Genomic DNA, 11485 nt, shown 5'->3' with positions numbered 1-11485 from the left:
CGAACCTCCCGTCGAGGAGTCCCCATGCGCACTTCGCTGTTCACCACCGCCGCGGCCTCGGCCGCACTGCTCACCGCTCTCGTCGCCGCCGCGCCCGCCCAGGCGGGCACCCCGGCGGCCGTCCGCGCCAGGTGCTCGGGGCTGAGCTGCACCTTCACCTTCTCCCCCGCGGCGACGGCCAAGATGAAGAAGGCGGCCGACCGGGCCGGCTGGCTCAGCGGACCGGCCGCCGACATCATCTGCGCCCGCATCCCCAACCGCCTCATCGCGCTGGGCTGCGCGGTCGCGCTGGTCCTTCCCTACAACAACGCCAGAAAGCGCCTGACCGAGGCCTACGCCAAGCACGGCTGCTTCGCGGTCAAGGCCGAACTCGGACCGACCGTGCCCATCAGGTTCGCGGCCCTGCCGCCACACCACCCGAACTGCGGCTGATCCCGATCGAGCGGGCAGGGTGGTGGCCCGGCCGGCCACCGGCCAGGATGGTAGGAGTCACGGCCGCGACGCGAAGGAGGAGCACTGATGGAGGGCTTTCTGCCCGCCGAGGCCCCGGAGGCGGTCGCGGTGACGGCCGCCGTGCAGTCCGGGGACGTCGCGGCGCTGGAGCGGCTGCTGGCCGAGCGGCCCGAGCTGGCGACCGCGCGCATCGGGGACGCGGCCGTGTCGCGGACCGTGCTGCACGCGGCCACCGACTGGCCGGGCCACTACCCGAACGGGCCTCGGGTCGTCGCCGCCCTGGTCGCGGCGGGCGCGGAGGTGAACGCCCGCTTCGCCGGCCCGCACGCCGAGACGCCGCTGCACTGGGCCGCCAGCAGCGACGACGTGCCCGTACTGGACGCGCTGCTGGACGCCGGCGCCGACATCGATGCGTCCGGGTCGGTCATCGACGGCGGCACGCCGCTCGGGGACGCCGTCGCGTTCGGCCAGTGGAACGCCGCCCACCGCCTCGTCGAGCGCGGCGCCCGGCAGAACCTGTGGCAGGCGGCCGGGCTCGGCGACCTCGACCGGGTCCGCGCCCTGCTCGGCGCCGCTCCCCCACCCGACCGGCGGGAGATCACCAGCGCGCTGTGGTGCGCCTGCCACGGCGGCCGGCAGGCGACCGCCGCCTACCTCCTCGACCAGGGCGGCGACCTCGACTGGGTCGGCTACGACGGCCTGACGCCATTGCAGGCGGCCGAGCGTTCCGGCGCGACCGACCTGGCCGCCTGGTTGCGCCGGCACAGGGCCGGCTCCACCGGCGAACCAGACGACACCACCCTGCCCTGACCCCGGCACCCGCCCTCCCCGGCCCCGCGCTCACACTCCTCGTCGCCGGGGTGCCATGCGTTACATTCACTGCACCCATACTTGATCTTCATTCACCACCTGGATGTACGCATGCACCCCCTCATCGTGGCCTTGGCCTTCGTCACCACCGCCCCCGTCACCGCCCACGCCCAGACCGCGGAACCCGACCCCGTGGCGGGCGCGCGTTCGCTGCTCGCCCGCGGCGCCGGCGCGACCACCGAGTTCTACGGCAGCGCCGCCACGGACGTGACGGGGGAAGTGCAACTGAGCGACGGCAGGCGCATCACCATCGCGAGCGGCATGGAATTGCGTGGCACCGGCAAGGTCAAGCTGGGTCGGGCCGGCGTGATCGCCTCGGATCACACCAGGCTGCTGCGCATAGAGAACAAGCACCTCATGGTGGACGAGGCGGAGAAGGACCCCTACTTCGCCGGCGTGCTCCGCACGGAGGGCACGCTGCGCACGATCAGCGTGGGCGGCCGGCAGTACCAGCTCGCGCCACGGGCGAAGTCCTGGGTGCGCACCGGCCGGGCGAGCGGCGCCGCCGCCGGCTACGGCGACCAGCTCATCAACGTCCTGGAGCCGGCCACGCTGCGCAAGTTGCTGTCCACCACGACCCGCAAGAACGTCGCGCCCTGGACCAGGGACCGCACGACCGGCCGCAAGCAGCGCATCTACACCCTGAACGGGACGATCGCGCTCAAGGAGCTCTACCGCGTCTCCCCCAGCTTCCGCGAGGCCGCGGGAGCCGCGGCCCTCGGGACGTCGGAAGTGACCTGGACGTACATGTACGACGACCGCGGATGGCCGTACCGGATCTTCTGGGCCTTCGACGTGCCCCCGCGGTCCAAGGTCCGCGGGCTCGGAGACGGCCGGATCCCGCAGGCGCGGCTGGGCACGCAGTACCGGAACTGGGACAAGCCGTTGACGATCAAAGCGCCCAAGGCGACGCCTGGCCGAGGGCTGGCGGTGGACGACCTCGCCGACGTCCTGAGCGCCCCCGCCCGCCGCGCGTGAGGCCGGGCCGGCCATCCGGCGCGGGTTCCCGCTGAGCGGCGAGCGGCCCGTCATCCCTCCCCGTCAGCCGAGCGACGCATCGGTGCGGAGGTCGTGAGGCCCGCCGCGCGCGCCAGGAGGTCCACCAGGGCGCGCGCGGCGGGAAGCGACGTCAGGGGAAGCGCCACCGAGACGGTCCTGCGCGGGGCATGCTCCCCGAGGGACCGGAGCACCAACCCCTCCGGCACGGCCCAGGCGGCGATCGCGGGGACCAGAGTGACGCCGAGCCCGGCGGCGACGAACCCGAACTTCCCCGTCCACTCGCGGATCTGCAGCGTCGCGCGCGGCGTGAAGCCCGCGCGGGCGCAGGCGTCCGCGAGCATGGTGCGCTGTCCGGGCGGAGGCGCCTCGATCCAGGTCTCCTCCCGCAGGTCGCGCAGGTCGACATGGTCCGCCGCGGCCAGCCGGTGGTCGCCGGGCAGCGCGACGAGCAGTTCGTCCCTGACCAGCTCGCTGATCCGGATCTCGTCGTCGTAGGGCAGGCCGGAGGGGTAGTCGCTGACCACCGCCACGTCCAGGCTGCCCTCGCGCGTCCGGCGCATCAGGCTCGCGCTGGGTCCCTCGACCGGGACGAGCTCGACGTGCGGGAACTCCCGCCGGAACGCGCGGAGGGCGGCGGGCACCAGGGCGACGTTCGCGGTGGCGAAGGCGCCCAGCCGGACGCGTCCCCGGTAACCGCCGTGGACGCCGGCCAGGTCGTCGGCGGCCCGGGCCAGGCGATTGAGGACGGCGCGGGCGTGCTCCCAGAGCAGCTCCCCGGCCGGTGTCAGCCGCACGCCGCGGGCCAGTCGCTCGAACAGCGGGCCGCCCGCCTGCCGTTCCAGGGAGGCGATGCGGCGCGAGACCGCGGACTGCGTGTAGGCGAGCTCCGTGGCCGCCGCCGTGAACGACCCGGTGCGCGCCACCGCGTCCAGCAGGCGCAGGGCGTCGATGTCGAACATATTCCTCCAGTGCATGGGACGCATGCAATCTAGTCGCTGGTGGAATGCCTCGCCCGTCTCTACCGTCGTGACCCGTGATCGCTTTTCTCGGACTGGGGCGCATGGGCGTCCCCATGGCCCGGCGGCTCGTGACGGCCGGGCACACGGTGACCACCTGGAACCGCACTCCCCGCACGGTGGCGGGAGCCGCCACCGCCGCCACCCCCGCCGAGGCGGTGGCGAAGGCAGAGCTGATCATCACCATGCTCAGCGACCCGGCGGCCGTGACCGAGGTGCTGGAGCGGGCCGCCCCCGGGATGCGGGACGGCACGCTGGTGGTGGAGATGTCCACGATCGGGCCCGAGGCGGTGGCCCGGCTGCGCGACCGGCTGCCCTCCGGGGTCGCCCTCGTGGACGCCCCGGTGCTGGGCAGCGTGGGTCCGGCCGTCGAAGGCACCCTGACGGTCCTGGCCGGCGGGCACGCGGAGGACATGGCGCGCTGCCGCCCCGTACTGGAGGTCTTCGGCCAGGTGCGCCATCTCGGCGGGCCGGGCGCGGGAGCGGCGACCAAGCTCGCCGTGATGAGCGCCGTGGTCCCCGCGCAGGTGCTGCTGGCCGAGACGGTGACCTACGCCGAGGCGGCGGGCGTGGACGTGGCGACGCTGCTGGACGTGCTGGCGGCCACTCCGCTCGCCGCCCTGACCGGACGGGTCCGCCCCGCTGTGGAGGGTGAGGCCGCCGAGCGGCGCTACGGGCTCGACTTGGCGGCCAAGGATCTCGCGCTGGCCGCGCACCCCGTCCAGACGCTCGCGGCGGCGGCCCGGCGCCGCCTGGACGCGGCGTCCGCAGCAGGGCTCGGCGGCGAGGACCTGACCGCCGTCTTCCGCCACGTACGCACCGAAGCGGACGGCACGGCGGGAGCGGTGGGAAGCGGGGCGCGCCGCACACGGGTGGAGAGGATCAACCCAGCCTCGGTGCCGCCCACCAACGGGCTGTACTCGCACGCCACCCGTGCGGGGGACCTGCTTTTCGTCTCGGGGCAGGTCGCGCTGGACGAGGCGGGCGACGTGGTGGGACCCGGAGACATGACCGCGCAATCGGAGCACGTGATGGAGTCTGTGACCCGGATCCTCGCCGACCAGGGCTGCACGTTCGACGACGTGACCCACATCCGCTCGTTCGTCACCGACATGTCGCTCCTGCCGGAGTACGGGGCCGTGCGCAGGCGCTTCATCACCGGCGAGCCCCCGGCCAGCACGACCGTGGAAGTGACGCGGCTCTTCCGCCCCGGTCTGCTCATAGAGGTGGAGGTGACGGCGGTCAGGTCTACGCCCCTGTAGACCTGTGGCGACTCCCGCCGGCGCCGGGATCCCGGTTCCGGGAATCGTCGGCGCCGGTCACCTGTCCGCTGCCGTCGGCATCGCACGGCGCCGTCACCTGCCCGGCCTCGCCGCGGTCCACCACGGGGGCGGGACCGCGGCGAGATCACCTCGTCTCCGTCAGCCGCAGGTCAGCGTCGGGGTCGCGGGCGAGCCGTTCGCGGTGAAGCCGAAGGTGGTGGTGGCTCCGGCCGCGAGCCTGCCGTTCCAGGATTCGTTGCGTACGGTGACGTCGGCGCCGGAGCCGGAGTGGACGCCTCCCCAGATCTGGTTGATGGCCTGCGATCCCGGCCAGCTCCAGTTCACCGTCCAGCCGTTGACCCCGCTGTCGCCGGCGCGCACGGTGACGTTCGACTGGAAGCCGCCGGGCCAGGAGTTCACGGTCTCGATGGACGCCACGCACGCGCCCGGCACCGGAGTGGGGGTCGGCGTCGGCGTGGGAGTCGGCGTCGGCGTCGGGGTGGGAGTCGGGGTGGGGGTGGGAGTCGGCGTCGGGGTGGGAGTCGGCGTCGGCGTCGGGGTCGGCGTCGGCGTCGGCGTCGGAGTCGGCGTCGGGGTGGGCGTGGGGCCGCCGATCACCACGGTCGTGACCGCTCGGGGCTTGAGGGTGACGGTCCCGCCCGTGACCGGGGAGGACGTGAGCGCGTTGGACTCGTCGGTGAGATAGGCGGTGGCGGCGCCCTGGACGCCCTGCCATGTCTGCGCCGTGGTCCCGGTGTTGATCACCTCGACCACCTTGGAGCCATCAGAGTTGCGGAACGCCGAGACCTTCAGGGACGAGTCGCTCGACGAGGCGTCCAGCCGGACCGCGCCCGGCCGGATGAACCGGCTGTAGGCGGCCATCGCCCACAACCGCTTGGACACGCGATAGGTCCTTGTGGCCGAATCTATCTGGATGAACGCCTGGGTGTCGCCCCGCGACCCGCCCAGCCAGAAGAGGTAGGCGCTGACGTTGCCGGAGGTGAGCGCCTGGTGGATGGCCTGCGCGATCGTGAGGCCGTCGCGGCCGCTGCCGTCGTCCCACCTCTCGTTCCAGCCGCCGCTGGAGGGACCCCACTCCGACATCCAGACGGGCTTGCCGGTCGGTTGCGTACTGGTCACCGGGCTCGCGTACGCGTGACCCGAGTACGTCTGCACCCAGCGGCGCGCCTCGCTGTCGGCCTCGATGGCGGAGGTGTAGGGCTTGGCCTGGTCCCACCCGAAGGAGTCGCAGCAGACGAGCTTCACGTCCGTGGCGATCGGGCCGAGCACCTTGACGAACGCGGCCGCCTGGGCCGGGGTGAAGCGCATGGACTCATAGGGCGCCGTGAAGTCGGGTTCGTTGGTGAAACCCAAATCTGTGATCTTGATGCCCTCTTGCGCGTAGAACTTCGTGTACTGGGCGAGGTACTTGGCGTAGGCCGTCCGCCACTCGGGCTTGAGAGTGCCTCCGTTGCTCTCGCTCCCGTTGTCCTTCATGTAGCCGGGCGCGCTCCAGGCGTCGGCGTAGAACCTCTTCACGCCGTACGACTGGGCGACCTTGGCCACCCAGACCTGGGCGCCGTCGTCGCCGTCCCACACGTACCTCGGCGGGGCGTCAGGGCCGCCCGGATTCTGCGGCTGGATGGAGACCATCTTGTCGTACGGGCTGCCCGCGGGAGAGGCGCCGATGCCGAGGCGCAGGATGCTCAGGCCCGCCCCGGAATCGCGGTCGAACCACAGACGGAAGATCTGGTCCTGCTGTGCCTGCGAAAGGTCGCGGAGCAGTTCCCCTCGCCGGAACGCGGTGGACACACCGAAGCCGTCGATCTGCTGGCGCTGGACGCCGTCCGACACGGTGATGCTGACGGCGGCCGCGGCCTGTGCGGCCGCAGGGACCGCAGGAGCCGCGGCCGGCGCTGCCACCAGGGACGTGCCGAGAAGAGCGGTTGCGAGGACGATCCGTGTCACGGACTCTCCAATCGTTTCCATCAGCGGCCGGGTCACCCGCCGGCAGGGCTCGTCATCCCTGCCTCACTCCGGGCACCCGTTCCTTCTCCGCCCGGCGCGGACGCGGACGGCCAAGGCGTTTCAACGGGCGGCGCGGACCGTGGCGACGAGGTACGGCGAGGAGGGCGGGACGATACGTTTGTTAGCGCTAACACCCTGCATCGCGAGGGTCCCCTTCCACCGAAGGCCTGTGACGCACCAAGAGGCAGGAGCCCCACCGCAGGTAGCGGTCTCCGCGAGCGGAGCCAACCCGATCGAACGCGAAACCGTCAACCGCCGGAGCGCCGGCCCCCGCTCACCCGGCTCCGTCGCACCGCCATCACCTGGGACTGCACCCGCGAGCGACGGGGGACGCCCGCCGGCGACAACTGAAACGTTCACGCGAAAAGCGATGCCCGATCTCAGGGCGACACGCCGCCCTCGGCAAGGGCAGATGGGAGCGCGCACGTGACCGACGGCACGCCGGAACGAGGGGTGTCGGGGCCATGCGGCGTCGTGTTCGCCCCACCGCACCACCGCCGACTCACCCCGAGAACAGCGAGCGCGAAAGATGGAATGTTAACGCTAACGGACAGTTCGTCACGCGTATGAGGCCCCGCGCCCCTCGCGCGCCCCCGATACACCCGCGCCGGCGACACCCCCTCCCCCGGCGACGACGCGACCTTCGCGGTTCACCGCACGACGAAAGGACCCCAGCGTGACTCCGAAGGGAAGGCGACTCCCGGGGGTGCGAAATCGCTCCATTGGACGCTCAGGCACGAGCCGTGTCGCGCGAGAGCGATCAGGGTTTCATCCGCAGGGCATTTGCGCGGCTGGATGACGAGCATGCCCGTACGGAGGTGTCCAACGAACAGGCGAAAATCTCGCAGATCGGCGATACCAGCAGATTGAACCTGCTCGGCCTGGATGCCATATGCCATCAGCACGTCATGAACCGACGCGAAAGAACACCACGTCAAGGTGAAGGCGTCGCCGAGCTGGTCATTGAACCATTCGAGGTATTGTGCATCAGCCGTCGACGCTCCCCGCCTTCCTGTCCGCATCCTACGTTCCGGTGAAAATAAGGCGATCTACAGCCATCGGCGACCGTCCGAACACGCTGCGCGGCGGTGAGACTGCGGAGCGGTTTCCCCTGCGCCGGCCCCTGATCCCGGACACGATTCCCGTACGGCGGTACCGCACTAAGATCGCGTCTCGTGCCTACGGATGGTTTATGGCGGATCACCAGGCTCGGAATAGTAGGCCTGGTTCTTGTGGCGGCGGTGGCGGGCCTGGTGCTCGGCGACGCCTGGCTGTGGGTGGCCGTCGACTGGTCCCCGCCGGTCTATGCGGACTTCTATAGGGACTACGGGTTCGACGCCACGACGACTGTGGCGCTGCTCGTGGCCGCCGTGGTGAAAGCCGTGTTCCTGTGGCTGATCCTGCGCGCCCCCGCGCCGGGACCGCTGGACCGCCGGGCGAAGGCACTGCGCCGGCTGCTGTATCTGGCGGTGGCGTACGCCCTCGTGCTGTGGTACCCGGTCGCGCTGCTCCCTGACGCGGTGGATGCGGCATGCCGGCTCGCGCTGTGGACCGCGATCGACGTTCTCTACCTGCTCGTCATCCGCTGGCGTTCTCGCGTGCTGCGCGTGGCGGCCGGAGTCATGTTCGCGGTCGAGCTGGCCGGGATGGCCAACGAGCTGCTCGACGCGCTCGACCTCCCGGAGCTCGGACCGGCGGGCATCATCGAACCGAGCCTGATGCTGGGCGGAGTGGCGGTGACCGTCATCACGCTCGTCGGCCAGCGGCGCGATGGCCGGTGGAGCCGCGGCACGCAGGCCGCCGGGTGGGCGTCGGCGGGCGTCTGCGTGCTGGTGATCCCGCTCAACGCCTTCGCCGGAAGCATCTCCGGCGGCAACACGGCGATGCTGGCCATGGTGAACACGACGTTGCTCGTCAGCACCGTGTGGATCGCGGCGACCGCCCGTGAACTACCCGCCGACGGCCGACCGGCGGACCTTTCACCCGCGCGGGGGCGCGTGATCCGCGTCGCGGTGGCGGCCGTGGCCGTACTGCCGGTCATCGCGCTGATACACCCGGAGCAGACCCCGCGCCTCACCTACTCCGGCTGGTCGATGGGCTGCTATGACCAGCCCAGATTCGGCGACCTGGGAGCCGCGGAACGCGACGCCGCGTTCCTGTGCCGGGCGCGGAGCACAGAGGGCGGAGTCCCGCCCATGTTCCCCGACAGCCTGTCGGACCAGCAGGTCCTCGGGTACGGGCGGGCTCTGTGCCGTGCGAAGGACCGCGACGGTCAGGAGGCGGTCCTGAGACAGGCCGGGAGCGCGCGGCCCGCCTGGGGCGCGGACCCGTGGGACCTCGTCTACGTCTGTCCGGAGGTCGTCGGTGCGACCCATCCCGAGCTGCTGCGGTCGACCGCCGAGGCGGAGGCGGCGAACGCCGCCTACATCGCCGAGAAGAACGCGAAGTGCCGTGACCCGTGGCCCCGGACGAAGGGTGTCGTCCAGGCCACGGCCAACTACTTCCTGTTCGTCGACGGCGATCCCGGCTATCTCGTCCACGACCCCGAAGACGAAGCGGCCGACGAGGCGGCGGAACAGGCGACGGACAAGGTCTACGACGACGACCTCATCGGGGTGGCGGGCGGCGCGGTGCTCATCGGGCACGTCGAAGACGTCGCCGATCTGTGCCTCACGGTGAAGGCCTTCCGCACCCCGCCGCCGCAGCGGACGGCCGGGTGGGATTACGTCAGCGAGGTGCCGATCGTCAGCCGCAGCGGCCACCTCACCGTGCCGGAGAAGGGCGAGGGCGGAGACGTGGGCGCGGGTGCCCCGATGCCGAACCTGGCGATCTCGGGGAAGGGCCGCTACCGGGTCCGCGTCTACGTGCGGGTCGGCGACGCAGGAGAGGAGCATCTGGTCGTCGTGTTCCCCGGTGCGACGAGAAAAAGGCTCATGCTGAAGCCGTGAGCGGTGGCAGGGCGCAGACTCTCCTCCGCCGCCCATCTACGAGTGGCGGAGCCGGCCACCAGGACGGGGGCTGCTCGGTCAGGTCGAGGGCCGCACCGCTCCCGACGGGCGATTCTCATTGACCGGGTTGGAAGAGGGCGGCGGCGCGGGTGAAGGGGGCGACCTCGACCACCTTGCGGGGGAAGTCCGTCCACGCCGCCGCCCCCGCTTCATGGCCGGTGCCGCGCCGTCCGCCCGGCCCCGGACTCCCCTGGCACAGGGTCGCCCGGCTCACACTGCCGGGGGCATGACGGCGTGTCCTGCGCCGGCTCGTACTTCACCTGGCACCACACCGTCCTGCCGGCGGCGTCGTCGTAGACGGCCCACCGGTACGACAGCGTCTCCACGAGCATGAGGCCCCGGCCGCCCTCGGCGTACATGTCGGCACGCACTTCGGGGGCCGTCTCGCCCCCGGCGTCCACCACGTCCACGTGAATGAGGTCGCGGCAGTCGGCGAGAGCGAGGGTGATCCTCCCGCCGTTCCTCGAATTCGAGTGCAGTACAGAATTGGTGACGAGCTCGGAAACCAGCAGCGTCACGTCGCCCAAAGCCGGATGCTCCTCACCGAGCTTCGCCTTCACGAACTCACGCGCAATCGACACCGATTCGGGAGCTCCAACCAATTCTGTGACGCCTAGCAGACTTCCTGTCCTCATTTGTCGGCCTTTCGCACCGGGGGAAGTGCGGATCGCAGTGACTCTTCGCCGTACCAGATTGGTCAGGTGGGGCTACTATCGGTGGCGGTTTCCCCTCTCGGTTCCACCACAACTAGCGAGAGGAGATAAGCGAGTAAGCCAAAACGCGCAGATTTGACAGGAAGGTGATAACTTGTCCCCCGACCGAGAAATCGATCCGCACTCGTCCCCGCGAGCCCTCTTCGCATTCGAACTACGCCGTCACCGTCAGATCGCACACCTGACGCAGCACCAGCTCGCCGATCGGCTCGGTTACTCGGACAGCCACGTGGCCATGGTCGAGACCTTGAAGCGACCACCGACCAAGAAGTTCGCCGAGCTGTGCGACCAGGCCTTGAAGCTGGACGGCGCCATGATGCGCCTGTGGGTCAACACCACCTGGGATCGGGCTCCGGCGTACTTTAGGCCATGGCTGGAGGAGGAAGCCGAAGCCACGGCACTGCATAACTGGGAACTCGTCGTCATCCCCGGACTCCTTCAGACAGAGGCGTATGCCCGTGAAATGCTCGCCACTTCTCCCGGCGTCACGAGCGAGGAAGTGGAGGAACGCCTAGCGAGCAGAGTGCGGCGACAGTCCGCGTTGCGCCAGGACAAGCCTCCACTGATCGGCATCGTCATGGATGAGGGCGTGATTCATCGCCGTATCGGCGGACCGGAGGTCATGCACGAACAACTACTGTTCGTGCTCGAAGTCGCCGAGTATCCCAACGTGACGATACAGATCGTCCCCTACGAGGCTGAGGCGCACTGCGGACTGGCAGGCGGGTTCATCATCGCTGAACGGAACGGTGCGGCCTACGCCGCGTACGTGGACGCTCAGCCGGTAGGACGAACGATTGATGACCGACAGGTCATCGGCCAACTGGCGGCCCGATATGACGCGATTAGGGCGCAGGCTCTACCGTTCAAGCAGTCGGTCAAGCTCATCCAGGAAGTGGTGAACCACCATGAGTGACCTTCGGGACCCGCAGTGGCGCAAGAGCACCTTTAGCCAAGACACGGGCAACTGCGTCGAGGTGGCGTCGAACCTGCCACGTTACGTCGCTGTCAGGGACAGCAAGAACCCAACCGGCCCGAACCTGGCCTTCGCTCCAGCCGAGTGGTCGGCATTCGTGGCCGCCCTCAAAGCCCGAGCGCTGGACAACTGAGCGCGCCAAGCCCATGAATCGATAGCC

11 protein-coding genes are annotated in these 11485 nt (G+C 70.5%); 8 read left to right on the top strand and 3 right to left on the bottom strand.

The window, feature by feature from the left end:
* Positions 1–24 precede the first annotated feature (24 nt).
* The 3 genes from ACZ6QO_RS02280 to ACZ6QO_RS02270 all read left to right on the top strand — a co-directional run bounded on the left by ACZ6QO_RS02280 (position 25) and on the right by ACZ6QO_RS02270 (position 2301).
* Entirely contained in the window at positions 25–432 is a 408-nt protein-coding gene (locus tag ACZ6QO_RS02280) for a hypothetical protein (RefSeq protein ID WP_465846822.1), read from the top strand.
* Between the two features lie 87 nt (positions 433–519).
* Positions 520–1263, top strand: a complete 744-nt coding sequence (locus ACZ6QO_RS02275) for an ankyrin repeat domain-containing protein (RefSeq protein WP_465846820.1) — start codon at positions 520–522, stop codon at positions 1261–1263.
* A gap of 111 nt (positions 1264–1374) precedes the next feature.
* Entirely contained in the window at positions 1375–2301 is a 927-nt protein-coding gene (locus tag ACZ6QO_RS02270; protein ID WP_465846819.1) for a hypothetical protein, read from the top strand.
* A 50-nt stretch (positions 2302–2351) separates the two neighbouring features.
* Here ACZ6QO_RS02270 and ACZ6QO_RS02265 read toward each other — a convergent pair whose 3' ends face one another.
* Positions 2352–3296, bottom strand: coding sequence for a LysR family transcriptional regulator (locus tag ACZ6QO_RS02265; protein WP_465846818.1), 945 nt, complete (start codon positions 3294–3296; stop codon positions 2352–2354).
* A gap of 59 nt (positions 3297–3355) precedes the next feature.
* Here ACZ6QO_RS02265 and ACZ6QO_RS02260 point away from each other — a divergent pair, with 59 nt between their 5' ends.
* Positions 3356–4600, top strand: coding sequence for an NAD(P)-binding domain-containing protein (locus tag ACZ6QO_RS02260; RefSeq protein ID WP_465846816.1), 1245 nt, complete (start codon positions 3356–3358; stop codon positions 4598–4600).
* A gap of 159 nt (positions 4601–4759) precedes the next feature.
* Here ACZ6QO_RS02260 and ACZ6QO_RS02255 read toward each other — a convergent pair whose 3' ends face one another.
* On the bottom strand, positions 4760–6568 hold the full coding sequence (locus ACZ6QO_RS02255) for a cellulose binding domain-containing protein (RefSeq protein ID WP_465846814.1): 1809 nt from the start codon (positions 6566–6568) through the stop codon (positions 4760–4762).
* A gap of 803 nt (positions 6569–7371) precedes the next feature.
* Between ACZ6QO_RS02255 and ACZ6QO_RS02250 the strand changes: the two genes are divergently transcribed.
* On the top strand, positions 7372–7665 hold the full coding sequence (locus ACZ6QO_RS02250) for a hypothetical protein (protein ID WP_465846813.1): 294 nt from the start codon (positions 7372–7374) through the stop codon (positions 7663–7665).
* A gap of 204 nt (positions 7666–7869) precedes the next feature.
* Entirely contained in the window at positions 7870–9576 is a 1707-nt protein-coding gene (locus ACZ6QO_RS02245) for a hypothetical protein (RefSeq protein WP_465846811.1), read from the top strand.
* Positions 9577–9785: 209 nt separating this feature from the next.
* Here the strand turns inward: ACZ6QO_RS02245 and ACZ6QO_RS02240 are convergent, their stop codons facing one another.
* The gene (locus ACZ6QO_RS02240) at positions 9786–10217 is read right to left on the bottom strand and encodes an ATP-binding protein (protein ID WP_465846810.1); all 432 of its coding nucleotides are present in this window, start codon (positions 10215–10217) and stop codon (positions 9786–9788) included.
* Between the two features lie 226 nt (positions 10218–10443).
* On the opposite strand from ACZ6QO_RS02240, the gene ACZ6QO_RS02235 reads away from it, so the two are divergent.
* Both ACZ6QO_RS02235 and ACZ6QO_RS02230 read left to right on the top strand, forming a co-directional pair.
* Positions 10444–11265, top strand: a complete 822-nt coding sequence (locus ACZ6QO_RS02235; protein ID WP_465846808.1) for a helix-turn-helix domain-containing protein — start codon at positions 10444–10446, stop codon at positions 11263–11265.
* Entirely contained in the window at positions 11258–11458 is a 201-nt protein-coding gene (locus ACZ6QO_RS02230) for a DUF397 domain-containing protein (RefSeq protein WP_465846807.1), read from the top strand. Before ACZ6QO_RS02235 ends, ACZ6QO_RS02230 begins: the two co-directional genes overlap by 8 nt.
* Positions 11459–11485: the final 27 nt, after the last annotated feature.

Source organism: Sphaerisporangium sp. NPDC049457 (assembly GCF_055586705.1).
Note: the sequence above shows the minus strand (reverse complement) of the source record. Positions and strands in the feature narration are given on the sequence as shown.

Excerpts from the sequence above, each read along its gene's own strand:
- ACZ6QO_RS02270 (WP_465846819.1), top strand. The coding sequence starts at position 1,375 with ATGCACCCCCTCATCGTGGCCTTGGCCTTCGTCACCACCGCCCCCGTC.
- ACZ6QO_RS02280 (WP_465846822.1), top strand. The coding sequence starts at position 25 with ATGCGCACTTCGCTGTTCACCACCGCCGCGGCCTCGGCCGCACTGCTC.
- ACZ6QO_RS02265 (WP_465846818.1), bottom strand. The coding sequence starts at position 3,296 with ATGCACTGGAGGAATATGTTCGACATCGACGCCCTGCGCCTGCTGGAC.
- ACZ6QO_RS02275 (WP_465846820.1), top strand. The coding sequence starts at position 520 with ATGGAGGGCTTTCTGCCCGCCGAGGCCCCGGAGGCGGTCGCGGTGACG.
- ACZ6QO_RS02230 (WP_465846807.1), top strand. The coding sequence starts at position 11,258 with ATGAGTGACCTTCGGGACCCGCAGTGGCGCAAGAGCACCTTTAGCCAA.